Here is a 26,164-nt window from a genome sequence, read left to right as displayed (position 1 = left end):
GGGAGCAGCTAGCCTGCTAGCGATAGCGCCGGTCAATTCAACATCGATAGTGCCTGACATACCGCTATTGCTGGCAAGCCAGCTCCCACAGGTTGAGTGGGTGTACCCAGAATCTGTGAACACCCAGAACCACTGTGGGAGCGGGCTTGCCCGCGATGGGGCCGGCAAAGCCAACTTCGATGGTGCCTGACATACCGCTATCGCTGGCAGGCCAGCTCCCACAGGTTGAGTGGGTGTACCCAAAATCTGTGAACACCCAGAACCACTGTGAGAGCAGCTAGCCTGCTAGCGATGAGGCCGGTCAATTCAACATCGATAGTGCCTGACATACCGCTATTGCTGGCAAGCCAGCTCCCACAGGTTGAGTGGGTGTACCCAGAATCTGTGAACACCCAGAACCACTGTGGGAGCGGGCTTGCCCGCGATGGGGCCGGCAAAGCCAACTTCGATGGTGCCTGACATACCGCTATCGCTGGCAGGCCAGCTCCCACAGGTTGAGTGGGTGTACCCAAAATCTGTGAACACCCAGAACCACTGTGAGAGCAGCTAGCCTGCTAGCGATGAGGCCGGTCAATTCAACATCGATAGTGCCTGACATACCGCTATTGCTGGCAAGCCAGCTCCCACAGGTTGAGTGGGTGTACCCAAAATGTGCGAACACCCAGAACCACTGTGGGAGCGGGCCGGGCGGCGCTCCGCTTGCCCGCGATGAGGTCGGCACAGCCAACATCGATGTAGCAGTCATAGAAAACGCCGGCCTTCAACGAAGGCCGGCGTACTTGACGATGCTCTCAAATGCGCGCGTATACCCAGGGAATACGCGTCATCGTTGGCGTTTTTCGCGAGCAGGCTCGCGCCTACTGTTTGGCAACCTGGTCGACTTTCTGCATGCGGTTGGTGTCCATCAACACCATGCCGAAGGCCATGCCGTACATGATCCGGCCTTGTTTATCGACTTTCAGTGGCGCGTACATGCCGTTGAAGATCGGGTCGCTGCCGGTGGCGATTTCCAGGACGGTCTTGCCGGTATCGAGGTCCATGCCGAGGTGGAAGCCTTCGCCCAGGCGGTCAGAGTAGAAGCCGTTGATCAACGCCATGCGGCTGCCACCGCTGATCATTGGCACGATCGAAATCGAGCCGACATCGTTACGCGTCCACAGAGTACTCCACTGGTCCTTGGCGTTGTCCCACTTGAACATGGCCACGCCACTTGGCGCCGGACGGGTCATGCCGTTGAGCATGGTCACGTAGTAGCCGGACTTGGACAGCACCGGTTTTTCCACGGCCGGAATGTTGTTGACCACAAAGGCGTGGCCGTCGTACACCGCGACCGATTGTTCCGATTGCACGGTAGTAATGTCTGCCCCCAGGTCGACTTCACGCTGATCGGCAACGCGCGGCGACGAGGTGCCGGGTTTTTGCTTCCAGCCAGCCGGGATCTGGTCGCGCCACATGGCGACCAGGTTCATCTTTTTCGCGCCGTCGGTGAACACCACCAGCTTATCTTCATCCGGGCCGTAACCCATCAGGGTAGGGGTGGCGCCGGTGCCGTCGGCGATCTTGATCGAAGTGAAGCGCGGTCCGCGCTCGTAAGGCGCTTTCCACGCACCGCTGGCTTCGTCGGCGTGGATCTTGCCCTGTTTGTCGACCACCAGGCGATACATGTTCTGGTTGGACGCCACGTAAACCGCGCCACCATCGACTTCCGGGCCGGTGGCGAAGGAGTTGAGGAACAGCTCGTCGCTACCTTCCACGCGGTAGCTGTCGATCAGTTTCAGGGTGGTGCGATCAAGGGTGGCTACGGTGCCGCCCATGGTGTTGACCACCAGGAAGCCGTTCGGCGTCATGCCCATGCCGAAAGTCGTGTCCACCGGGATATTCATCCCGCGCTTGGTCTTCTCGTTATCGAACAAGGCGTCGGGCAGTTGCACTTCCTGGGTGAGCTTCATGCCCGACTGCGGGTCTTTGTGGTCATTCTGGTCGATGCGGAATACCCGACGGGCGCTGGCGCCGATAAACGCGTCCTCGCGGGTCAGCAATGAGTAGATGGCCCCACCGAGGAGTTGATCGGCGGTGGCGGTCAGCATGCGGTTGGGTTGCGCGCTCATGTAGTCGAGCAAGCCCTTTTCGTCCTTGGCTTCAAGGAACTTGCGGGTCTCGGCGGCCTGCTGCAAGCGCTGTTGCGGGGTGATCGGCTGGTAGTTGGGCAGTTTGACCGGCAGGTCGACGCGGGCCACTTCAGTGAGTTTGAAGTCGTCCTCGATCTTCACCTTGCGCAGCGAAAAACCGGCCCAGAACCAGTACAGGTCAGTGTCGCCAACCTTGTCGGTGTACTGCATCAGGCTCGCCGATTCATTGGGCAATACGCGGTAGGCGTCCGGCGTGATCTTGAAGGTGCCGCGTGGTACGGCAATATCGGTGCTGTCCGAGGCGCCGTCGTTCCAGTGTGTCTGGTTGTTGTAGGACTGTGCCAGATACGGGTTGACCGGCGCGCTCTGGCCGGCCATTGCCAATACCGGGACAGTCATGCAGGTGGCCAGAAGCGCCCAATGAGAACGTAGAGCAAACATGTCGTCTTCCTTTGTCTTGTTGTTATTGCCAGCGGAGGAAGGCCGAGAGTAGCGACGCCTACTTGTACCTGTAGCCACCCATGCCGGGGGGGATGTTCGATAGGGGGGCTCTGTTAGCGTATTGGTGACGTTATTGGCCAATCACGGGCGTTCGATGCCCGGTTGTCAGGTCCCGACAAATAAGGAAAAAACATGCTGTCAGGTATCAAAGTCGTAGAAATCTGTGGCATCGGCCCGGGGCCGTTCTGTGCCATGCACCTGGCCGATCTGGGCGCGGAGGTGATCGCTGTCGAGCGTGCGGAATCCGTCTCGATCACTGGCGAAGCCAACGCGCCGGCCAACCCGCTGAACCGTGGCAAGCGCTCGGTGGTGGCTGACCTGAAAAGCCCTGAAGGGCGCGCAGCGGTGCTGAAACTTATCGAGAGCGCTGACGTTTTGATCGAGGGCATGCGCCCCGGCGTCATGGAACGTCTTGGCCTTGGTCCGCAAGAGTGCCAGGCGCGCAACCCACGGCTGGTTTATGGGCGCATGACCGGCTGGGGCCAGAACGGCCCGATGGCCAGCGCCGCCGGTCACGATAACAACTACATCGCGTTGTCCGGTGCGCTGTACCACAGCGGTACCGCTGGAGAAGCGCCTTCATCGCCGATCACCCTGATCGGTGACATCGGCGGCGGCGCGCTGTACCTGGCGGTCGGTGTATTGGCCGGAGTCCTCAACGCCCGGCAGACCGGCAAGGGCACGGTGGTCGATGCCGCCATCGTCGATGGCTCGGCGCACATGATGCAGTTGATGATGTCGCTGTCGCGTCGTGGCTTGCTCCAGGAGCAGCGCGGCAAGAGCGTTCACGATGGCTCGCACTTCTATGCCACTTATCGCTGCGCCGACGACCAATATGTCGCGCTGGGCTCGATGGAGCCGCAGTTCTACGCGCTGTTGCTGCAAAAACTCGGCCTGCAGGATGATCCGCGCTTCGCCAAGCAGTGGGATGTGAAACGTTGGGACGAACTACGCGGGTTGCTGGCCGAGACATTTGCCAGCCAGCCACGCGCCCACTGGTGTGACCTGCTCGAGGGCAGCGATGTGTGCTTTGCCCCGGTGTTGAGCCCACGTGAAGCCGCGCAGCATCCACACATGGTGGAGCGGGGCGTGTACTTCGAGCGCGACGGCATGCTGCAAGCCAGCCCTGCGCCGCGCTTCGATGGCCAGGTCGCGACACCGGGGGCGATTCCGACTCGCGGCGCGCACACGGCCCAGGTCATGGCCGGCCTTGAGGGCGACGACCTCGCGGCTGTCTGGCGCTCGTAAGCATTGGTGCAAAGAAGTCTCGATCGACGTCCTCACGCAAGGTACAACACTCAATGAACCGTCGCATTTGCGCATTGGACGGCCCGGGGCGCAGGCTCGATGGCGGGGTAATGTTCGGCAATACTCCGCGCTCGCGCTGGGCCGACTGGGTCCGCCCCGACCACGACAACCAGATCCGCCTCGCCTCACGTGCCTTGCTGGTGCAAGAGAACGGCAACAACATTCTGGTGCTGGCTGGCAGTGAAGCGCTGCTGGCACCGTTACCCAGAACGTGTCGCTGCCAACAACACCCCAAGGGCCTGCTCGATTCGCTGGCCCAGCATGGCTTGGGCGAGGCCGATATCGATGTCGTGGTGTTGGTTCACCTGCACGCCCGGCTATCGTCCCAGTTGCTGAGCGCCATCGAGGACGGCGACATACCGCGACTGTTGTTCCCGAACGCCCGCTACCTGGTGGGTGAGCGTCATTGGGAGCGTGCCCGTCGGCCACATCCTCGAGACCGCGCACTGTTCATCTCGCCACTGCTTCACCGACTGGAAGACAGCGCTCGCCTGACGTTGCTCAATGGCGTCGACAGTGACCTGCTTGGCAGTGGCTGGCAGTTTCATCTCAGTGATGGTTTCACCCCCGGGCAACTGCTGCCGGAAATCGCTATGCCGGGTGGGCCGGTGCTGTTCGCGGGTGACTTGATCCCCGGTAGCCATTGGTTGGAACTGGCGGTCACTAGCGGCTATGACCGCAACCCCGAATGCCTGATCGGCGAGAAAGAGCGCTTGCTCGATCACCTCGTCAGCCAGCGTGGGCGGATTTTTTTCAGTCGCGATCCGGACGTGGCGATGGCCAAGGTCATGCGCGACAGGCAGTCGCGTTACCTGGCCTTCGACCTGTATTGCACGCTCAGCCAATTCGAAAGCTGAGTACCCGTCTATCCCGTAGCCGTTTCAACGACGGCTTGTCGTACCCCCCCGAGCAGGGGAGTTCTGCGCGACGCACGAACATCCGAGCATAGGGCATACGCGCCCTGACAGGATTTTTGTGCATGAACTCCATGACCGACTCCCCCTATGCCGCCTTGATCGGGCGCAGCGAACAGACAACTGAGCATCTGAGCGCCAGCCTGGTCAAGCGCATCGCTGCAACGTTGGGCGAAAAACCTCCTGCTGTGGGCCAAGCATTGCCGGCGCTGTGGCATTGGGCATTCTTTCAACCTGCGGTAGATGAGGCTGGTCTTGGTGACGACGGCCATCCGGCCCGGGGTGGAATCCTGCCGCCTGCGCAGAATCGCAACCGGATGTGGGCGGGCGGACGCGTGGAGTTTGTGCAACCACTGCGCGTCGGCGCTGAAGCCACCCGTATCACGACCGTATTGAAGGTCGAGGAAAAGACCGGACGCAGCGGCTCGCTGCTGTTCGCAACCCTGCGTCATGACTACATGCAGGACGGGCAGCTGGCGATTCGCGAGGAGCAGGACATTGTCTACCGCGATCCGACCCCACCCAAACTCGACAGTGGCGAAGCGTTGCCCCTGGCGGGTTGGCAGGAGTCGGTCACGCCCACGCCGACCTTGTTGTTTCGCTACAGCGCCGTGACGTTCAACGGCCATCGCATCCACTACGACTGGCCTTATGTCACCGAAACCGAAGGCTACCCCAGCCTGGTGGTGCAAGGACCTCTGATCGCCACACTCAACCTGCGCGCCTTTTGCCGGGCCAATCCGCAGGCAAATATCCGTCGCTTTGAATATCGCGGCATCCGACCGCTGATTTCGCCGCAACCCTTCATCGTTGGCGGGCGTCTCTACGCGCCCGGCAAAGCTGAACTGTGGGCCGGCAACGAGGCCGGAATCGCCCAACGCGCCGAACTGACTTTCGACTGATGGGTTGCTTTTGCCTGGCAACCCCCTAACAAGAACCGAGGAAAATCGATGAATCCCCACAGTGATGAACTCAATGCGATCCGAGAAGGTGTGCGTGCGTTGTGCGCTGAATTCGATGCCGCCTACTGGCGTGGAATCGACGAGCAAAAAGGCTTCCCGGAAGACTTCGTCGAGGCATTGACCAAGGCCGGTTGGCTGGCGGCGATGATCCCGGTGCAATACGGCGGCTCGGGCCTGGGCCTTGCCGAAGCCTCGGTGATCCTCGAGGAAGTCAACCGTTGCGGTGGTAACTCCGGCACTGTGCACGGGCAGATGTACAACATGTTCACCCTGTTGCGAAACGGCAGCGAGGCGCAGAAAAGCTATTACCTGCCGAAACTCGCCAGCGGCGAACTGCGCCTGCAATCGATGGGCGTCACCGAGCCTACCACCGGGACCGACACCACCAAAATCAAGACCAGCGCCGTGCGCAAGGGCGACAAGTATGTGATCAACGGGCAAAAGGTGTGGATCTCACGCATCCAGCATTCCGACCTGATGATCCTGCTGGCGCGCACTACGCCGCTGGCGCAGGTGAAGAAAAAGTCCGAGGGCATGTCGATTTTCCTGGTCGACCTGCGTGAAGCCATCGGCAACGGCCTGACCGTGCAGCCGATCGCCAACATGGTCAACCACGAGACCAACGAGTTGTTCTTCGACAACCTCCAGATTCCTGCCGACAGCCTGATCGGGGAGGAGGGCAAGGGCTTCAAATACATCCTCGACGGCCTGAACGCCGAGCGCACCCTGATCGCGGCCGAGTGCATCGGCGACGGTCGCTGGTTCGTCGAGAAGGCCAGCGCTTATGCCCGCGACCGCGTGGTGTTCGGCCGTCCCATCGGGCAGAACCAGGGCGTGCAATTTCCAATTGCCGAGGCCCATATCGAAATCGAAGCGGCCGACCTGATGCGCTGGCGCGCCTGTGAAGAGTACGACAGCGGGATCAACGCTGGCGCCAGCGCCAACATGGCCAAGTACCTGGCCGCGAAGGCTTCATGGGAAGCCGCCAATGCGTGCCTGCAAACCCACGGCGGTTTCGGTTTCGCCTGCGAGTACGACGTGGAGCGCAAATTCCGCGAAACGCGCCTGTACCAGGTCGCGCCGATCTCGACCAACCTGATCCTGTCCTACGTCGCCGAGCACCTGCTCGAACTGCCGCGCAGCTTTTGAGGGCCCAATTCATGACTGATAAGACCCTGAATCTACGCCCTCTCGATGGCATTACCGTTGTCAGCCTGGAACACGCGATCGCCGCGCCATTCTGCACGCGGCAACTGGCGGATCTCGGCGCACGGGTGATCAAGGTCGAGCGTCCTGGCAGCGGCGACTTCGCCCGTGGCTATGACCAACGCGTGCGCGGCATGGCCTCGCATTTCGTCTGGACCAATCGCTCGAAGGAAAGCCTCGCGCTTGATCTCAAACAGCAGGAAGCCCAAGTCATTCTCGAGCAACTCTTGCAGCAAGCGGACGTGCTGGTACAGAACCTTGCACCGGGCGCCGCCGCGCGTATGGGCTTGTCGTTCGAGGCACTGCACAAGGACTACCCGCAACTGATTGTCTGCGACATTTCCGGCTATGGCGAAGGCGGCACCTACCAGGACAAGAAGGCCTACGACCTGCTGATCCAGAGCGAAAGCGGCTTTCTCTCCGTGACCGGTAACGCCGCAGAGGAGGGCATGGCCAAGGCGGGTTGCTCGATTGCCGACATTTCTGCCGGCATGTACGCCTACAGCGGCATTCTCTCGGCACTGCTGCTGCGGGGCAGGACCGGGCAGGGCAGTCGTGTCGAGATTTCGATGTTGGAAAGCCTGGTGGAATGGATGGGCTTCCCGCTGTACTACGCCTTCGAAGACGCCACGCCGCCGCAGCGCACAGGCGCGTCCCACGCGACGATTTATCCCTATGGACCGTTCCCGTCAGGCGACGGCGGTACGGTGATGATCGGCCTGCAAAACGAGCGCGAATGGGGGCAATTCTGCGAACGAGTACTTCAACGTCCCGAGCTGCGCGACGACGAACGCTTCAGCGCCAATTTCAAACGCTCGGACAACCGCCAGGCCTTGCGCGCGATCATCGTCGATGTCTTCGCACAGCTGGACGCCGCGACCATTATCGAAAGACTGGATGCCGCGCAAATCGCCAACGCCCAGGTCAACGATATGTCGGGTGTCTGGGAGCATCCGCAGCTCAAGGCACGAGGCCGCTGGACAGAAGTCGCCAGCCCGGTAGGCAACCTGCCGACGCTGTTGCCGCCGGCTAACAGCAACGCATTTGCACCGCGCATGGCGGCGGTACCGGGGCTGGGAGAGCACAGCGGCGCCGTCCTCGCCGAGCTGGGTTACAGCGCAGTAGACATTCAACACCTGAGTGAAGCAGGCATTGTCCAGAACGGTTGAGGGAGGCGTATATATGTCCAGTCTGTTGGTGCGCTCGGCGCTGTTTGTGCCGGGCAACCGTCCTGAGCGTTTTGCCAAGGCGTTGGCCAGTGGTGCCGACGTGGTGATTGTCGATTTCGAAGATGCGGTGGCTCAGGCGGATAAAGCATCGGCCCGTGAGCATCTGGCGGCTTTCTTCCAGCAGCAGCCGGATGCCCGCGTTCTGCTACGGATCAATGCGGCGGGAACCGCTGAACATGAAGCTGACCTGGAGCTCTGTCGCCAGCAGCCGGGAGTGATCGCAATTGTGCTGCCAAAGGCCGAATCAGCAGCCCAGGTGCACCACGTTGCAAGTAGCGGGAAACTTGTTTGGCCGATCATCGAGAGCGCTCTGGGCGTGCTTTCAATAGGCGCCATTGCATCGTGTGCCGGCGTGCAGCGATTGACGTTCGGGGCGCTCGATCTCGCGCTTGACCTGGGTTTGAAACCTGGCAGCCCAGGCGCTGAAACCGTGTTCGACCAGACCCGTTTTGCGCTGTTGCTGCATTCGCGGGTGAACCACCTGCAACCGCCAATGGACAGCGTCTATCCAGCCTTCGAGGACGACAGCGGACTGGCCGAGTTCATGCGCCGTGGCGGCGACATGGGCATGGCTGGCGCCTTGTGCATTCATCCGCGCCAGGTACCGGTGGTGCATGCAGCGCTGGCACCCAGTGCTGAAGAAATGGCATGGGCGCAACGCGTGGTCAGCGCGGCTGAGTCTGGTGAGGCAGCGTTCAAGGTTGATGGAGCAATGGTCGATGCGCCGGTGCTGGGTAGAGCGCGAATGTTATTGGCGAGGGCTTGTCACGGTTAACGGGGTTGTGTTGAGTAACGCCGATCTGGTCGCGTGGGTGGCTAGGTCGGTTGAGGATCGGCGTGAGGGAAATCGTCCGCAGATTTGTGGAGTTGTATGACGGTTTGCGAAGTGGTGTGCGATGAACATATACTTCATTTAACATAATATACATTATGCGAAGTATCGTGTGGGGAGCCCAGGGGCTCTGGAGGTCAGATTTGAAGACAGGCACTACCTTCTAATCAGCCCCCCAGGTCCAGCTTGCTGCCTTGCGATGTCACTGGCAATCCCAATGCCTCTTGTGCACCACGTTCCTGGTGATGATCCGCTACCTTGACCAACGACGATCTCAGTACTTTCATCAGCACCACGTTGGATAGTTTCGCGCTGTTGGGCGCTCGTCAGTTCCAGCTGTGGCTGCTTTACCTGCCAGGTTATGAATTGGTTTATGGCGCTTACGTGCTTAGCCGTCGGCCTGGGTGTTCTGTTGTGTACGCAATGAAAAACTCCCGGGGTCTTACGATTGCCCTGGATCGCCGTGGTTACGGGTTCAACCATCCTGGGACGTAAATCCGCCTTTGCCATCCGCAACGTCCAGCGTGTGTTGCCGTTCTGTGGCGGTCATGGCGCCGAGCCTGATTGATATGGACCTCGGTTCTTCGTACGAACGCTTATCCGTATTTGTTCTGCTGGTATGCACCTGAAGGCGCTGGAAGCCCTGTATTTCGGGCCTTTCGTGGTTTCGGCTGCTGTAGGAAATAGCAGTTTTTCGGCTTTTTTGACGATGTTGGCTATTTCCCTATTCCACAATTTCCGGGTTCGTTGTGCTGGTGATGATGGGGATTTACTGGATTTGCGCGTTATCGTTGACGTTCTTCGCGAGCGAGCTCGCTCCTACATAATAGGGAGCATCTTAAGCATTCATCCATTAAATGCGGGGTGTGCCCTGCCCTTGATATTCCTATAACTTATAACTCAACTAAAGGTCTATTTAGTTGAGTTATATATCAGTGGGCGTTGAGTCGTTTCCGATCACCCTACTCCACAGTTACTGATCTATGTCCGGTGCAGTTAGCGTTGTGCGGTTATCCTGACTACGCTTGAGTTCGGATCCCTATCGGAGTTTGGTTAATGAGCAAGAAGAAACAGGCGCTTGCGAAAGCGCAGCCTCCCGCGCCGCTCGGTCGCAAGGACTACGAGAAGCAACTTGCCGCCCTGCACGTCGAGCTGGTGAAGTTGCAGCAATGGGTGGTTGCCACGGGGGCCAAGGTGGTCATTGTGTTTGAAGGCCGTGATGGTGCGGGCAAAGGCGGCACGATCAAGGCGCTGACTGAGCGCGTCAGCCCGCGGATCTTTCGGGTGGTGGCCTTGCCTGCTCCGTCGGAGCGGGAAAAATCGCAGATGTACCTGCAGCGCTATATGCCGCACATGCCGTCCGCTGGCGAAGTGGTGATTTTCGACCGCAGTTGGTACAACCGCGCGGGTGTGGAACGGGTCATGGGGTTCTGCACCGAGGATCAGGCGCGCGGGTTCCTTGAGCTGACGCCGGGTTACGAGCGGCTGATGGTCAACTCCGGGATCCTGCTGTTCAAGTACTGGCTGGAGGTCAGTCCGGAGGAACAAAGCCGTCGCCTCAAGGAGCGCATCACCGACGGGCGCAAGACCTGGAAACTCTCGCCCATGGATATCAAGTCCTACAACCGTTGGGATGAATACACCCGTGCGCGCGACGAGATGTTCCAGGCTACCGATTCGGGGTGGGCGCCCTGGCATGTGGCCCGCTCGGAGAACAAGAAGTCGGTGCGGCTGAATGTGATCACTCACCTGCTGGAGCACATTCCCTACGAAGCCATCAAGCAACCACGAGTCAGGCTGCCCAAGCGCAAGGTCGGCGAGTACAAGACTATCAACTATCCGTTCAAATACATCGCCGAACGGTTCTGAGCCCCAGGGCAAGTGATTCACCACAGGACCGGGCGCAGCTATGGGCAATGCGTGGAAATCGATGTGGTTGCTGGTGCTCGTCCTGTGCGGGTCGGGGTCCATTGCCTCGGCCGCGGACTCCAGCCCAGCCAGCCTGGTGGCCAAGGCTGATCAGGCGATGTTCGTCGTTGCGCAGAATGAGTTGCCGGGCTTGCAGGCCCGGCTCGATGGCCTCAAGCAGCAGGTGTCGCTGGCCGACACCCTGTCCGAACTGGTCAGCCTGCAGGATTTGATTCAGACCTACCTTAACGACGTCGAGCGGCAGCAGTCGGCGCTGCTGCCGGTGCAGGCCCAGCTCCAGGCCCAATTGGGGGTACTGGGCCCCGCCTCCGCTGACGAACAGGCGCCGGAAAATACCGACATTGCGATCCAGCGCATCCATATCATCGAGCAGAAAGACAAGCTCGACAGCAGTTTGAAAGCCCTGGCCGGGCTCAAGGCCAGTGCCACCGAGCTGACCACCCAGATTGCCGCCCTGCGCCGCAGTCTGCTGGAAAGCGAAGTGACGCAGCGTATCAACAGTATCCTCAGCCCGAACTTCTGGCGGCCGTTGATTGCCCCGCAAGCTGAAGACCGGCAACGGCTCCGTGCGGTGTTGCAGGAAATTGGCGCCACCCTGGCCTCGGTGTGGCAGCCGGGCCAGCGCCTGGTCAGCAGTTTGTTGCTGCTGCTGGCACTGGCGGTCTGGACCCTGGGCCGCAGCGTCGCTGAGCGGGGGCTGTTCTGGGTGTGCATTCATCGCATGCCCGAAGGCCGGTTGCGCCGTAGTTCCCTGGCACTGGCGTCGATCCTGGCCACGTTGCTGACCGCTACCTGCGCCTTGCAGTTGCTGTTTTATGCGGTGACGCGGCAACTGCCATTGACCCCCATGCTGCAAAGCCTGGCCGAAGAAATCGAAAAGCTGGTGTACACCTGCGTGCTGATTACCGGCCTGAGCCGCGCCTTGCTTTCGACCCGCCATCCTTCCTGGCGACTGCCGGCGATTGCCGACCCTGTGGCCCTGGCGATGGAACACTTTCCGCAGATCCTGGCGGGCGTGCTGCTGGTCCTGGTGACGCTGTCGCAGATCGCCAACGTCAGCGGCATGAGCCCCCAGGCGGTGATTTTCGGGCGTGGGGTGACTGCGCTGATCGTGACCCTGATCCTTGCGATCCTGCTGTTGCGCACCAGTAAGATCCGCCGGGCCGTGGCCGCCAGCGGTGAGGCCCCGGAGGCCGGCACCACCCTGGCCGGGCTGATGTACGCGTTCGCCAGCCTGGCGATCGTGGTCTCCATGCTGGCGCTGTTGATTGGCTACATCTCGCTGGCCCGGTTCATCACCTATGAAATGGTCTGGATCTTCATTGTGTTCTCCGGTTTCTACCTGCTGATACAGCTGTTCAAGGACCTTTGCGAGTACCTGTTTTCCCCCAGGCAAGCCAGCGGCAAGGCGCTCAAGCAGTTGCTGGGGATTGGCGATGCACGCCTGGAGCAGGTTTCGACTGTGCTGTCGGGGGTTGGCCGCGCGAGCATGCTGTTGTTCGCCTTGATTGCGCTGCTGGTGGGCGGCGTTGGCACCACCTTCGGCCAACTGTTCGCCCAGGCCCTGGAGATTCTCGGCGGTGCGGGCTTGCGCAAACTGAACATCATTCCCGGGCACTTGCTCAACGCGGTGCTGGCGTTGTTGATTGGCATCTACCTGATCCGCTCACTGCGCCGCTGGCTGGACAACGAGTTCCTGCCCAAGACCGCGATGGACCCCGGCATGTGTGCGTCCCTGAGCACGCTGTTTGCCAATATCGGTTACGCCCTGGTGATTCTGCTCACCCTGTCATCGCTGGGCGTGCAGTGGACCAACCTGGCCTGGATCGTCAGTGCATTGTCGGTGGGCATTGGTTTTGGTTTGCAGGAGATCGTCAAGAATTTCGTCTCCGGCTTGATCCTGCTGACCGAGCGCCCGGTCAAGGTCGGCGACCTGATCAGTATCAGTGGGGTCGAAGGCGACATTCGGCGGATCAATGTCAGGGCCACGGAAATCCAGCTCAGCGACCGCTCCATAGTGATCGTCCCCAATTCCCAGCTGATTTCCCAGAACCTGCGCAACGTGACCCTGGGCGGTAGCGCCCAGGGGGTGGCAACGCTGGAGCTGACCTTCGCGCTGGATATCGATCCCGAGCAGGTCAACGACCTGCTGTTCAACACCTACTGCGAACACGAGAACATCCTCGACCACCCTGCCCCCTTCGTGCGCTTCAGCAAGTTGACGCCCGACGGCATCACCCTGACCGTCACCGGCTATGTCAGTAGCCCGAGAGTTGTCGGCAAGATCAAGAGCGACCTGCTGTTCGAGATCCTCAAGCGCCTGGGAGCCGCCGGCATCTCCCTGGCCAAACCGGCGGCAACGGAGTGACCGCCGGCAGCGGCCACCCGGGTTTCAGCTGGTTGCTTGCTCGCGGATCAGCTTCTTGTTGATCTTGCCGACGCTGGTCTTGGGGATCTCGCTGACGAACTTGAATTGCTTGGGGATCGCCCACTTGTTGATCCGCCCGATGTCGACAAAGCTCTGCAAGTGCGCTTCGAGGATCTTGCGGTCGAGGTAATGCCCGGGCTCGCACACCACCAGGGCCATGGGCCGTTCACCCCACTGCTCGTCGACAATGCCCACCACTGCCACCGACATCACTGCCGTGTGCTCGCTGATCAGGCTTTCCAGTTCCAGGGAACTGATCCACTCCCCGCCCGTCTTGATCACATCCTTGATCCGGTCCTTGATTTCCACACCGCCCATGGCATCGATCGATGCCATATCGCCAGTGTGCAGCCAACCGCCCTGCCACAGTTCGGCGCCCTTTTGCGGCTCCTTCAGATAACCCTGGGTCAACCAGGGTGCGCGCACCACGATTTCGCCCTGGGCTTCGCCGTCGTGGGGCACATCATTGCCTGCGGCATCGATGATTTTCAGGTCGACCATTGGCACCGGCACCCCGGTCTTGATGCGCGTTGCCAGTTGGTCCTGCATCGGTTGCTGCAGATCCTCGGTGCGCAGGTAGGTGGTGCAGAGCACCGGGCAGGTTTCCGACATGCCGTAGCCACTGTGCACCTGGATGCCCCTGGCGCTGGCTTCGCTGGCAATGCCCAGGGTCAGCGCACTGCCGCCGAGGAGCATCTTCCAGCCATCAAAACGACTGTGCTTGCCAGCCTCGCAGTTGAGGATCATCTGCAAAATGGTCGGCACACAGTGGGAAAACGTAACCTTCTCCTCACGGTACAACTGCACCAGGCGATTGGGCTCATAGCGCCCCGGGTACACCTGCTTGAGGCCCATGAGTGTGGCGACATAGGGCACGCCCCAGGCATGCACATGGAACATCGGGGTGATGGGCATGTACACATCATCGGAGCGCAATAGCGGCAGGCCTTGATAGACCCCCAGGGTGCCCACCGCATTGAGGGTGTGCAGCACCAGTTGGCGGTGGGTGAAATACACGCCTTTCGGGTCGCCGGTGGTGCCCGTGGTGTAGAACAGCGTCGCCACCGAGTTTTCATCGAAGTCGGGGAAGGCGTACTGGTCCGCGGCCTCGGCCAGCAGTTGCTCGTACTCCCCCACCACCGGCAGGCAGGTGTCGGCTGCCGTCTCGTCGGTCAGTTGCAGGTAACCTTTGACCGTCGTCAGTTGCCCTTGCAACTGTTCGACCAGGGGCAGGAAGTCATCATGCACCAGCACCAGGTCATCCTCGGCGTGGTTCATGGTGAAGAGCACCTGCTCCGCCGACAGGCGAATGTTCACGGTGTGCAGTACCGCGCCGATCATCGGCACGGCAAAGAAACACTCCAGGTAGCGGTGGCTGTCCCAGTCGAGCAAGGCCACGGTGTCCCCGGCCTTGACGCCGGCGGCGGTCAAGGCGTTGGCCAGGCGGCGGATCCGCTTATTGAGGGTCTGGTAGCTGTAGCGCAGTTTGTCGGCGTAGACGATTTCCCGCCCTGGCTCGTAGCGCACCCCGGACAGCAGCAACTGCTTGATCAGCAGAGGATAGGCATAGGCGCCGGCGGCCGGTGGAATGATTTTTGTCGCGATCATGCTGGGGTTCCTTGTCCGTTCAATCAGAACTGCGTGGCTGGCAGTTCATACAGGCAGGCGCTACCGGCCCTGACCGAGGCGCTCAACGAATGGATGCGCGGCAACAGGCGGGCGAAATAGAAACGCGCGGTGCAAAGCTTGCTGGCATAGAACTCGTCTTCATGGGCCTTGCCCATGGCCGCCTGGGCCATCAGCGCCCACATATAGGCGTAGGCGGTGTAGCCGAACACTTGCAGGTATTCCACCGAGGCCGCGCCGATTTCATTCGGATTGTCCTGCGCCCGATCCAGCAGCCAGGCGGTCAGTTCGTCGAGGTTGTCGACGGCGGCGCCCAGCGGCTTGCAGAACTTGCCCATGTCGGTCCCGGTCCCGGCATTGGCGATGAAGTGGCGAATTTCTGCAGCAAACAGGCGGTACAGCGCCCCGCCGCTGCCGACGATCTTGCGTCCAGCCAGGTCCAGGGACTGAATGCCGTTGGTGCCTTCGTAGATCTGGGTGATCCGCACATCACGCACCAGTTGCTCCTGCCCCCACTCGCGGATGTAGCCGTGGCCGCCGAAGACCTGCTGGCCGTGCACCGTGGTTTCCAGGCCCATGTCGGTGAGGAACGCCTTGGCCACCGGCGTCAGCAAGGACACCAGCTCCTGGGCGCGAGTGCGGGTTGCCGAATCTTCGCTGTACTTGGCAGTGTCCAGTTGCAGCGCGACGTAGCTGGAAAAGGCCCGGCCACCCTCGTTGAGGGCTTTCATGGTCAGCAACATGCGTCGCACATCCGGGTGCACGATGATCGGGTCGGCGGCCTTTTCGGTGGCTTGCGGGCCCGTTGGTGCACGGCTCTGCAAGCGATCGCGGGCATACTCGACCGCGTTCTGGTAGGAGCGTTCACCCAACGCCAGGCCCTGGATCCCCACGCCCAAGCGCTCGTAGTTCATCATGGTGAACATCGCGGCCAGGCCCTTGTTTGGCGCATCGACGATCCAACCGGTGGCGCCGTCGAAGTTCATCACGCAGGTGGCGGAAGCCTTGATGCCCATCTTGTGCTCGATGGAACCGCACGACAGCGCGTTGCTGGCGCCCAGTGAGCCATCGTCGTTGACCAGCACCTTGGGCACCAGGAACAGGGAAATGCCCTTGGGCCCGGCGGGTGCATCCGGCAGTCGCGCCAGCACCAGGTGGATGATGTTCTCGGTCAGGTCGTGTTCACCGCCGGTGATGAAGATCTTGCTGCCGCTGATCCGGTAGCTGCCATCGGCTGCCGGCTCAGCGCGGGTGCGAATCAGCCCCAGGTCGGTGCCCGCATGGGCTTCGGTCAGGCACATCGAACCGGTCCAGGTGCCGGCGTACATGTTCGGCAGATAGCGTTGCTTGAGCGCCTGGCTGGCATGGGCATTGATCGACAGGCAAGCGCCGGCAGTCAGCATCGGGTACAGGCCAAACGACAGGCTGGCCGAGTTGACCATCTCCTCGACCTGGGCCGAAATCGCCTTGGGCATGCCCATGCCACCAAACTGCGGATCGCCGCCAACACCCACCCAGCCACCTTCGGCAAATGCCTGGTACGCCTCGGCGAACCCCTGGGGTGCAGTCACCTTGCCGTTGTCCCAGCCACAGCCTTGCTCGTCACTGCTGCGGTTGAGTGGCGCGATCACTTGCGCACTGATCTTGCCGGCCTCCTCGAGGATCGCCGCGGCTGTCTCTTGATCGATGACCTCGGCCAGGCCCGGCAATTGCGCCCATAACCTGGAGACCTGGAACACCTCATTGAGGACAAACTGCATGTCACGCAAAGGGGCTTTGTAATCAGACATAGTTGGCTTTCTCACAAGTTGTCAGTGCATCAGGTGTGCCCTGACGTTGGGATGTACCGGTTGCACCGGCGGGGGCCACGGGGTTTTCGGCTGCCAGCCGACGCTCCAGCGCCGGGTCTCGCAGCAGGAAGTACGACAGGGCCGGAATCAGGATCAGCGCACCCAGCATGTTCCACAGGAACATGAAGGTCAGCAGGATGCCCATGTCCGCCTGGAACTTGATCGGCGACCAGACCCAGCACACCACGCCGGCGGCCAGGGTGATGCCGACCAGGCCCACGACCCGGCCGGTGAACGACACGGCATTGCGGTAGGCCTGGGCCAATGGCAGGCCCTGGCGCTGGTACTGCAGTTGCACACTGAGCAGGTACAAGGCGTAGTCCACGCCGATCCCCACACCCAGGGCGATCACCGGCAGGGTCGCGACCTTGACGCCGATGCCCATGACCACCATCAGCGCTTCGCAAAGGATCGAGGTCAGCACCAAAGGCAGCAGCGCCACCAGGGTTGCCCGCCAACTGCGGAAGGTAATCAGGCAGAACAGCGTGACCGCCGCGTAGACATACAGCAGCATGCTGCGATTGGCTTCGCGTACCACGATATTGGTGGCTGCCTCGATCCCGGCGCTGCCGGCGGCCAGCAGGAACTGGCGATCTTCGCTGCTGTTGTCGCGGGCGAATTTATCGGCGATGGCCACCACCTCATCCAGGGTCTGGGCCTTGTGGTCCTTGAGGTAGGCAATCACCGGCATCAGCGAGCAATCGGTGTTGAACAACTCCGGGGAGTTGACCGAGGCCTGCTGGGCCGCATAGTTCAAGACGTCCTGGTTGCGCTGGATGCTGTTGAGCTTGGGGTTGCCCTCATAGGTGCCCGCAGTGATCTGGCGCACCGCATTGACCAGCGAGGTGGTCGCCTGCACGCCCGGTGACTGCTGCAGCTCCCAGGCCAGTCGGTCGGCGAGTACCAGGGTCTTGTAGTTCAGGCAGCCTTCGGGGGCGGTCTTGATCATCACCGCGAACAGGTCGCTGGACAGCGCGTAGTGCTGGGTGATGTAGGCGTTGTCGCGGTTGTAGCGAGAATCGGCGCGCAGCTCCGGGGCCCCACTTTCCAGGTCGCCGATCTGCAGCTGCAGGCTGATCATGAAGCCGCCGATGCCCATCACCAAGGCCACCAGCACTGCGCCCGTGGCCCACTTGGCGCTGGTGAAACGGTCGAGCCAGTCCCACAGCTTGCCAAAGCCCTTGTGGCCGTCAGCCCGGGTGTCGATCTTCAGGGCACGCTCGGCCGCTTTGCGGCCGACACCGACATAGGACAGCGCCACCGGCATCAACAACAAGGAGGTAAAGATCAACACCGCAACGCCAATGCTGGCGCTGATGGCCAGGTCCTTGATCACCGGGATGTCGATCAGCATCAGCACCGCGAACCCCACGGCGTCCGCCAGCAGTGCGGTGACCCCGGCAATGAACAGGCGGCGAAAGGTGTAGCGCGCGGCGATCAACTTGTGGGTGCCACGGGCGATGTCCTGCATGATCCCGTTCATTTTCTGCGCGGCATGGGACACGCCAATGGCGAAGATCAGGAACGGCACCAGCACTGAATAGGGGTCGATGGCATAACCCAGCCAGGCGACGATGCCCAGTTGCCAGACCACCGCGATCAGCGAGCAGCCAACCACCAGCAAGGTGCTGCGCACGCAACGGGTATAGAGGTAGATGATCAGCAGCGAGGTCACTACCGCCAGGCCGAAGAACATCATCACCTGGATCAGGCCATCGATCAGGTCGCCCATCAGTTTGGCGAAACCGATCACCCGGACCTTGTACGGGCCCTTGCCCTCCTCCCCGGACGCGTGGGCGGCCTTGTCGCCGGCATACTCGATCTTGTCGCGCAGTTGCTCTTCGAGCATCTGCGAGAACGCATGGTAGTTGATCGGCTGGCCACCGGCGGCGGCCTTGTCCAGCAGCGGGATGATCAGCATGCTCGACTTGTAGTCACTGGCCACCAGGCTGCCGACGATGCCGGCCCGGGCGATGTTCTGGCGCAACTGCTCGATCTGCTCGGGCTTGCCCTCATAGGTATCGGGCATCACCGGACCACCCTGGAAGCCTTCCTCGGTGACTTCAGTCCAGCGTACGGCCGGGCTCCACAACGACTTCATCCAGGCGCGGTCGACGCCTTCGGTGAGGAACAACTGATCATTGACCTGCTTGAGCACGTCCAGGTAGGCCGGGTCGAAGATATCGCCCTGGGTGGTCTCGACCACCACCCGCACCGAGTTGCCCAGGCCGCGCAGGGACTGGCGGTTCTCCAGGTAGTTCTGGATGTAGGGCTGGCTTTGCGGAATCATTTTTTCAAAGCTGGGGCGCAATTCCAGGCGCGTGGCGGCCATATAGCCCAGCACCAGGGTCGCCAGCGCCATCAGCAGCATGAACAGCGGCCGGTAGTTGAACACCAGGCGCTCCAGGCGGTTGCCGGAGCGTTGGTCGAAGTCACGCACGTCGCGGATGACCGGCATGGTGTCTTGCTTGATATTGCCCATGTCTGGGTTCTCGCTCTAAGGATTCGAGGTCTTATTCGGCGGCCAGCGCCCGTGCACCACGGCTGCCCACTACCACCAGCGCGCCATTGACGGCCTGGGTGGCACCGGTCACCGGTGTGGGCGCGGCTTGCGGCACCAGGTGCAACTGCGCGCCAGGCCCCTGGCTCAGCAGCACCTGCCCGCCCTGGGTGAACAAGTGGTACTGGCCCTTGCTGTCGAGCAGGCCGGCGGTGATGCTGGTGTGCAGGCCCGTGTCCAGCGGCATCCAGCTCAGGCCGCCATCGACACTGCGCAGCACGTTGCCGCGCAAGCCGTAGGCAAGCACCTCGCCGGGTTTGCCGAGCACCCCGAAAAAGCTGCCCTGGTAAGGCGTAGTCAAGGCCACGAAGCGTTGCCCGGCCTCATCCCAGCGCAGCATCAAGCCCTGCTCGCCGGCGATGTACAGCGCATCGCCGGTGGAGGCGATGGCGTTCAGGTGAAAGCCCTGGGGGTTGTCGGTGCGGTCCTGGAACGGCGTCCAGGTCAAGCCACCGTCCTCGGTGCGCAGGATCAGGTTGAACACGCCGACCACATAACCGAGTTGGTCGTTGGCGAACCAGACGTCGAGCAACGGCTTGTCGGCGCCCTGCTCCACCATGCGCTGGCCTTCGTCTGCCAGTTGCGCCCAGCGCTCGTTATCCGGCTCGGCCCTGGCCAGGTCGCCGTAATGCTTGACCAGCAAGGCGCCGATCTGGCGTCCGTCGAGTTGTCTGGTCCAGCTCGCCCCAGCATCGCTGCTGTGCAACACCACGCCGTCGTTACCCACCGCCCAGCCTTGTGCTGGCGATGGAAAACTCACCGCGTTGAGATCCGCGCTCACCGGCACCACGGCTTGTTGCCAGTGGGTGCCGCTGTCGTCGGAATACAGAATATGGCCACGCTGGCCGACCGCGATCAGTCGCTCGCCGGCCCGCGCCATGCCTGACAACGGGCTGCGCACCGCCAGCGGGCTGACTTTGGCTGGCAGGTCCAGGACATCGACGTAGCCAGCGGCCAATGTCAGGCCCTGGCCAACGGCAAGCACGGCGCCCAGCGCCCATTGCAGGTACTTTTTGTACGAACCCATACCGCGTCCTCTTCGAAAAACTGCGCCAGGCCACACAACCGTGTGGCCTGGCGTTGACACCTGGCGTCCTTGCCGATCAGCGAATGCCCGAACCTGCCAGGGACTCCGGCGACCACTGCGCCTTGGAGAGTGGCTCGATGTACTTGATGCCGCCGTACGGGCCGACCACACCGTTGATGTTGTAGGAGCCACCGACCAGGTCGTAGATCATGAAAGGCGTGGAATCCGGGATCTGCTTGTCATAGCTCTGGCTGAGAAACGCGAAGGAGCCGCGATACAGTTGGCCACGGGCGTCGTACTGGTCTGAGGCCAGAGCGGTCCAGCTGTCTTCATCGAGGTAGAAGCGGCGTTTCTGGTAGATGTGCCGGGCGCCGGCCTTGAGGTTGCCCTCGACCACCCACACCCGGTGTTTTTCCCAGCGTACATAGTCCGGGGCCAGGTGATTGGGGGTCGCCAGCGCCTTCGGATCCTGGGCGTAGGTCAGCTTGTAGGTGTTGTAGGGCACGATCATTTCCTGCTTGCCCACCAGCTTCCAGTCGTAGCGGTCCAGCGCCCCGTTGAACACGAATACATCGTCGTAGGTGCCCGCGCCGGCGGTACCTGGGTTCGGTGTGTCGTAGGCCAGGTTCGGGGCCAGCTTGACGCGACGCTGGCCAGGCAGGTATTGCCAGGCGCGACGTGGTTGTTGCAGCGGGTTGGCGGCGTCCTTGAGCATGATCGCTTCGCCGGCCCGGCGTGCAGGACCGGTGTACGACAGCTTCATCTGGTAGTACACGTCGGCACTGCTGATGGGCTGCGCGAGGTTTTCGTAGATCGGGTAGGAAATCATTGCCTGGCCGGTGATCGCCAGGCTCGCCACGCCGGCGGAGTCGACGTTCCAGGAGTCGTACTTGGAGTTGATGTTGACCCCCTGGTAGCGCAGCAGGAAGTTCCACATCGCCTCGTTGCCCGACTGCGGGATCGGGAACGGTACGCCGGGCAGCACGTTGTCGATGGCCAGGCCGCCGTCCAGGGACTTGGCGCCGGTGGCGTTCTTCAGGCCATTGTCCAGCACGGCCTTGGGCAAGGTGACGGTGCGGTGGGTCGGGTAGACGTTGACGTGAAAGGTCGGGAAACGCTTGGCCAGCTCCAGGGTGGTCGCCGTCAGCGCGCCCTTGTACTGCTCGGCATTCTTGCCGTCGATCACCAGCACCGGCTTCTCATCGGCAAAAGGGTCCGGACGCATGCTGTCGCCGGCCTTGAAGCTGGCCGGTGGCGTGGTCAGGCCGCCGCTGTAGGCGGGAATCGAGCCATCGGCATTGCCGGCCTTTTCTGCCCCGACCAGGGTCAGGCTGCTGCCCAGCTTGGCGGCTTCCTGGGCGGAGACGGCGGCTTGGGCCTGGCCGGCTATGACCAGGGCCAGTGAAGCGGCCAACACGGTGTGCACGAATTTCATCTTGTTATTCTCCTGCTGATTCGAGTCAGCGATTCGTGAGTTAAAACGTGGTTTTCATCGTCAGGTACAGGGCACCACGGTCTTGGGTAGTGGCTCCGCCACCGGAAAAGGCTGAGTAGCCCCCGCCATAGCAGGCGTAGTTTTCGTTACCGCTGAAGGCGTTCGGGGTCGAGCCGTCGCCGCTGCCGGCATTGGCTGCGCCGGTGCTCGAACCGCTGTTGTCACACTTGTCGGACTTGCCGAAGGAATCGACGTACTTGAGGTCGACAAAGTATTTGTTGTACGCCACGGCGCCGAAGCCGACTGCGTAGTTGCCGGTGTCCTTGGCGCCCCCGCCGGAGACTGGCGAGACACCGTCCAGACCGACGTTGACCGACAGCGGCATGTTGAGGTCGACGCCCGGGAATACCTGGTACCAGGTCGGCGTGAAGTTGACGGCAATGCCCCAGTTGTCGCGGGTTGGCGCGTCGATCCCGCGATAGCTGCCGTTGCCCTTGTACAGCGCCTCGTTTTTGTCATCGAGCTTGAGCAGGTTGCTGTAGTACAGCTCGGCGAGCAGGTTGGCCGAGTCGTACAGCGGGCTTTTTGGCAGGCTCACCAGACCGTTGAGGGTCCAGTGCAAGGTGTCGCCCGTGGCGCTCATGCTGTCGCCCCGGCTCGGGGTGTCATAGACCACACCGGTGGCGGCAGTACGGGCCGGCAACAGGCCAAGGCCGGCGCCCAGGCCCAGTGGCCCGGAAGAACTGACAATCGCCGGAATGCTCGCCAGCGGCATGTTGTGGCGGATATTCAGGTCCGAGCCGACGCTCACCCCACCGACGTCCTTGGACAGGCTCAGGCCGAACACCTGGATGTTGTCGGCATAGGCCAGTTGGTAGGTGCTGGTGCTCAACGAGTTGAGGGTGTTGATCACGGCCGGCACTTGCCCGGTCGGCGGGGTGCCGCTGGGGTTGGCCGAGCTCAGCCCGGTGGCGTTCAACCAGGCTTGCGGCAGGATGTCCGAGGTGTTGCGGTAGTAGACGCCGAGGGTGCCGTCCAGCCAGGCCGGAGACCATTTGGCCATCACGCCCCAATCACCGCTGCTGCCCGGCGTCAGGTCATGCCCACGACGCACGTTGGTCAAGCCGTTGCACGGTGCCAGGCCACAGCCCAGCGGGCTGCCCGGGACCACGGAGTTGGTGTTGCCGAGCAGGAAGGATTGCGCGCCGAAGCCCACGAGGTCGGAGCCGCCATAGTAGGTGCCGGCTTCCGGCAGGCGCGCGGCGTCCCAGTCGAGGAAGTACTGGGCGCCGACGGTCAGCTCCGGATTCACGGTGAACGACATCGACAGCTGGTTACGCGGAACGAACAGCTCCTTGGCTTCAGTGCCCGGCGACGCCGCCAGCTTGGCCAGGTCCAGGCCCGATTGGCCGTAGCTGACCGAGTGCACCGGGTTGAGCAGGGTTTCGCCCCAGAACACGTTGTGCTGGCCGGCCTTGACGCTGAGCAACGACTCCTCGCCCACTTCGGTGCTGTAGAACACGAACGCGTCGAGGATTTCCCCGGACGGCCCGGTGTAGTAACGCTGGGCGTAGTTGCTCAGGTGCGGGCTGCCGTTGCCGACATTGTCGCCCGTGACACCCGCCAGGCGTGGGTCATTGGCCACCAGGCCGGAGCGCGCATCGTTGCCGTTGACGAACGGATTGGAGTTCGAGCCAGCGTTCTCATAGGCCTTGTCGTACCAGCTGGCGGCGCTGACCCGAAAACCCATGCTGTTCTTGTAGACCACGTCCATCTCGGTCAACAGGTCGATACGGTTGCTGATGTTGGTACCGGCCTTGCGAAAGTTGTAGTCGCCATCGTTGTTGTTGGGTGTCGCCAACATGCGTTTGTCGGCGCTTTCAGTACGCACCCCGTAGTTGTACTTGACGGTGTTGTCCAGGCGCGCGGTCCAGTCCGGGTTCCCCGTGTCGAGTTCAAAACCGTGGGCCACCGGCATGCTGGCGGCGAGGATGGCCGAGGCCAGCAAGGTGTAACGCGATGGGGTGAAACCGTGACTCTTATTGTTGTGCATTAACGTGTCTCCGCCTTTTTGTAGTTGTTTTAAGCGCAGCCGCCCTCTCGTCACCCCTTGTTCCAGGGGTTGACGCTAATCAGCAATGAGGGCAATAGCCGGTTGACTCGGGGTCTTGCGGTGCCTGGACTAACGATCCAGTTCCTGGATCAGGGTGTAGGCCTGTGGCCAGGGGCCGAAGCCCGCGGCCGGGTTGAGATGACCGACCGCGCCGACGTTGCGCAGTTCGGCGCCCCAGCCCTGGGCCATGCGTTGCACGGCTTGTAGGCTGGCCAGGTGATCATTGGTGCTGGCGGCGACCAGGCTGCGGAACGGCAGAGGGCCATTGGGTAGCGGGTCCCAACCTTGGGTGCGCAAGGTTTCAGGGGATGGGTAGCCTTGCGGCCAGGCGGCATCGAGGTCGGGTGGCGCGGCCAACAGGGCGCCCTTGATCGCACGTGTGTGGCGGGCGGCCCAGTGCGCGACCATCAGCACACCGGCACTGTGGGCCACCAGGATCACCGGCCCGTCGATCTGCTCGAGCGCGTGCTGGATCGCCTCGACGCGCTTGGCGCAGTCCAGTTTATCGGTGGTCAGTGGGGGAACGCTGCGCACCTTGCAAAGTTGCTCGGCCAGCAACGTTTGCCAATGCTCGGCAACGTGCTCGCGCAAGCCCGGTACGATCAGAACGGTTGCGGCAGTCTGCAATTTGTCCACTTCAACACCTACGCTTTCTCGATGACTCGACTGGCTCTATCGCCAGAAGCTTTTTGTAGTGCTGACATTAAAGAGCGCCTACCCCCGGTGCTTTTCATTAGACGTCAGTGACTTTTCTTTTGATGACAAATTTGCCGCCGGGGCGTTGGCACGACCGTTGGTCAAAAAACTCGACGGTTGCGCGCCAGCCCACTGTAATCAATGGGTGGACGCCGATGGCGGGTGTCAGCGCGCCTGCCCCGGAGCACAATTGGCGGCAGACTAGTGCTGACTTCACAACTGTTCAATTGATCAGGTGCTGGATATAGTCGCCCCGCTCGCTTCCATCGCAATCGGCTCAGGAAAGACTTCCGCATGACCAAGCTTGTTCGCGCCGCCGTCTTGACCAACTACCTGGAAGTCACCCAGTACCTGGGGTTCAACCCACGCGATGTGATGGCCGGGGTCGGCCTCAGCCGCGCCCAGTTGCTCGCCCCGGAACAGCGCATCCCGATCGATGCCGCCGTGCGCCTGCTGGAAGACTCGGCCCTGGCCAGTGGCTGCCAGACCTTCGGCCTGAGCATGGCCGAGTCGCGCCAACTCTCGGATTTCGGCGTGGTCAGCCTGTTGCTCAGCCACCAGCGGACCTTGCGCGATGCCTTGCAGGTGGTGGTGCACTACCGGCACCTGATGAACGATTCGCTGGCGATTTTCATCGAAGAAGCCGGCAAGATGGTGATCATTCGTGAAGAAGTGGTCACCGAGACGCCCATGCCCTCGCGCCAGGCCACTGAGCTGGCAATCGGGGTGATGTTCCGCCTGTGCGCCGCCTTGCTCGGCAGCCATTGGCATCCTTACCGCGTGCATTTCACCCACCAGCCTCCCGATAACCTGCAACTGCATCGGCGGCTGTTTGGCTGCACCCTGGAGTTCGGCAGTGAGTTCAACGGCATTGTCTGTTCCGATGCCAGCCTGGACATGACCAACCCCCATGCCGACCCGGCCATGGCCCGCTATGCACAGAGCTACCTGGACTCGTTGCTGAGCCACGAGGGCGCCTCGATGTTGTTTGAGGTGCGCAAGGCCATCTATCTGTTGCTGCCCATGGGGCGCGCGACCATCGAGCAGATCGCCCAGACCCAGGGCATGAACGTGCGCACCCTGCAGCGCCGGCTCAAGGAAGATGGCTGCGCCTTCAACGACCTGGTCAACGAGGTCCGGCGCGACCTGGTGCTGCGCTACCTGGACAACCCCAACTACACCTTGGGACGCATCGCCGACATGCTTGGCTACTCCATGGCCAGCTCCTTTACCCGCTGGTTCATCACCCAGTTCGGCATGCCCCCAGCAGCCTGGCGCAGCGCGCAAAAACAGGGCAGCAAACAGCCAATCGACCTGCCTCCCCTCCCCGGCGAACTGTAGGCGCCGGCACGGGCTGAGTACGCTCTGGACCGTCATCGCGGGCATAGGTATCTACACAAGGTTGTAGCGGCCTGTGGC

At 61.8% G+C, this 26,164-nt stretch carries 17 protein-coding genes; 9 read left to right on the top strand and 8 right to left on the bottom strand.

The window, feature by feature from the left end; translation table 11 throughout:
- Positions 1-857 precede the first annotated feature (857 nt).
- Positions 858-2,570, bottom strand: a complete 1,713-nt coding sequence (locus PspS04_RS14015; RefSeq protein WP_095170078.1) for a hypothetical protein — start codon at positions 2,568-2,570, stop codon at positions 858-860.
- A 192-nt stretch (positions 2,571-2,762) separates the two neighbouring features.
- Between PspS04_RS14015 and PspS04_RS14010 the strand changes: the two genes are divergently transcribed.
- The 8 genes from PspS04_RS14010 (at position 2,763) to PspS04_RS13975 (ending at position 13,378) form a co-directional block, all read left to right on the top strand.
- Positions 2,763-3,878, top strand: coding sequence for a CaiB/BaiF CoA transferase family protein (locus PspS04_RS14010; protein WP_159995988.1), 1,116 nt, complete (start codon positions 2,763-2,765; stop codon positions 3,876-3,878).
- A 53-nt stretch (positions 3,879-3,931) separates the two neighbouring features.
- Positions 3,932-4,795: an MBL fold metallo-hydrolase gene (locus PspS04_RS14005; RefSeq protein WP_159995986.1), complete on the top strand. Its 864-nt coding sequence runs from the start codon at positions 3,932-3,934 to the stop codon at positions 4,793-4,795.
- 131 nt (positions 4,796-4,926) lie between these two features.
- The gene (locus tag PspS04_RS14000) at positions 4,927-5,754 is read left to right on the top strand and encodes an FAS1-like dehydratase domain-containing protein (RefSeq protein ID WP_159998824.1); all 828 of its coding nucleotides are present in this window, start codon (positions 4,927-4,929) and stop codon (positions 5,752-5,754) included.
- A 48-nt stretch (positions 5,755-5,802) separates the two neighbouring features.
- Positions 5,803-6,963 carry an acyl-CoA dehydrogenase family protein gene (locus PspS04_RS13995; protein ID WP_159995984.1) on the top strand — a complete coding sequence of 387 codons (1,161 nt, stop codon included), beginning with the start codon at positions 5,803-5,805 and terminating at the stop codon, positions 6,961-6,963.
- 11 nt (positions 6,964-6,974) lie between these two features.
- Positions 6,975-8,189, top strand: a complete 1,215-nt coding sequence (locus PspS04_RS13990; protein WP_159995982.1) for a CaiB/BaiF CoA transferase family protein — start codon at positions 6,975-6,977, stop codon at positions 8,187-8,189.
- Between the two features lie 13 nt (positions 8,190-8,202).
- Positions 8,203-9,024 (top strand): HpcH/HpaI aldolase/citrate lyase family protein, encoded by an 822-nt coding sequence (locus PspS04_RS13985; protein WP_159995980.1) that lies wholly within the window; start codon positions 8,203-8,205, stop codon positions 9,022-9,024.
- Positions 9,025-10,137: 1,113 nt separating this feature from the next.
- Positions 10,138-10,950, top strand: a complete 813-nt coding sequence (ppk2, locus tag PspS04_RS13980) for a polyphosphate kinase 2 (protein WP_095170084.1) — start codon at positions 10,138-10,140, stop codon at positions 10,948-10,950.
- Between the two features lie 40 nt (positions 10,951-10,990).
- Positions 10,991-13,378: a DUF3772 domain-containing protein gene (locus PspS04_RS13975; protein WP_159995978.1), complete on the top strand. Its 2,388-nt coding sequence runs from the start codon at positions 10,991-10,993 to the stop codon at positions 13,376-13,378.
- A gap of 24 nt (positions 13,379-13,402) precedes the next feature.
- On the opposite strand, the gene PspS04_RS13970 is transcribed toward PspS04_RS13975, so the two are convergent.
- From PspS04_RS13970 to PspS04_RS13940, 7 genes are all read right to left on the bottom strand, one after another.
- The gene (locus PspS04_RS13970; protein ID WP_159995976.1) at positions 13,403-15,046 is read right to left on the bottom strand and encodes a fatty acid--CoA ligase; all 1,644 of its coding nucleotides are present in this window, start codon (positions 15,044-15,046) and stop codon (positions 13,403-13,405) included.
- Between the two features lie 23 nt (positions 15,047-15,069).
- Positions 15,070-16,854, bottom strand: a complete 1,785-nt coding sequence (locus PspS04_RS13965) for an acyl-CoA dehydrogenase C-terminal domain-containing protein (RefSeq protein WP_159995974.1) — start codon at positions 16,852-16,854, stop codon at positions 15,070-15,072.
- A complete protein-coding gene (locus PspS04_RS13960) occupies positions 16,847-19,396 on the bottom strand; it encodes an efflux RND transporter permease subunit (RefSeq protein ID WP_159995972.1) in 2,550 nt (849 codons plus the stop codon). Before PspS04_RS13960 ends, PspS04_RS13965 begins: the two co-directional genes overlap by 8 nt.
- Before the next feature lie 31 nt (positions 19,397-19,427).
- A complete protein-coding gene (locus PspS04_RS13955; RefSeq protein WP_159995970.1) occupies positions 19,428-20,501 on the bottom strand; it encodes a WD40/YVTN/BNR-like repeat-containing protein in 1,074 nt (357 codons plus the stop codon).
- A 76-nt stretch (positions 20,502-20,577) separates the two neighbouring features.
- Positions 20,578-21,936 carry a DUF1329 domain-containing protein gene (locus tag PspS04_RS13950; RefSeq protein WP_095170090.1) on the bottom strand — a complete coding sequence of 453 codons (1,359 nt, stop codon included), beginning with the start codon at positions 21,934-21,936 and terminating at the stop codon, positions 20,578-20,580.
- Positions 21,937-21,976: 40 nt separating this feature from the next.
- Positions 21,977-23,989, bottom strand: coding sequence for a DUF1302 domain-containing protein (locus PspS04_RS13945; RefSeq protein ID WP_095170091.1), 2,013 nt, complete (start codon positions 23,987-23,989; stop codon positions 21,977-21,979).
- Between the two features lie 129 nt (positions 23,990-24,118).
- The gene (locus PspS04_RS13940) at positions 24,119-24,685 is read right to left on the bottom strand and encodes an RBBP9/YdeN family alpha/beta hydrolase (protein WP_159995968.1); all 567 of its coding nucleotides are present in this window, start codon (positions 24,683-24,685) and stop codon (positions 24,119-24,121) included.
- A gap of 354 nt (positions 24,686-25,039) precedes the next feature.
- On the opposite strand from PspS04_RS13940, the gene PspS04_RS13935 reads away from it, so the two are divergent.
- A complete protein-coding gene (locus tag PspS04_RS13935; protein ID WP_159995966.1) occupies positions 25,040-26,086 on the top strand; it encodes an AraC family transcriptional regulator in 1,047 nt (348 codons plus the stop codon).
- The last annotated feature ends 78 nt before the right edge of the window (positions 26,087-26,164 follow it).

This window comes from Pseudomonas sp. S04 (assembly GCF_009834545.1).
GTDB lineage: Bacteria > Pseudomonadota > Gammaproteobacteria > Pseudomonadales > Pseudomonadaceae > Aquipseudomonas.
The sequence above is the reverse complement of the archived record's forward strand: the minus strand, read 5'-3'. Positions and strand labels throughout refer to the sequence as shown.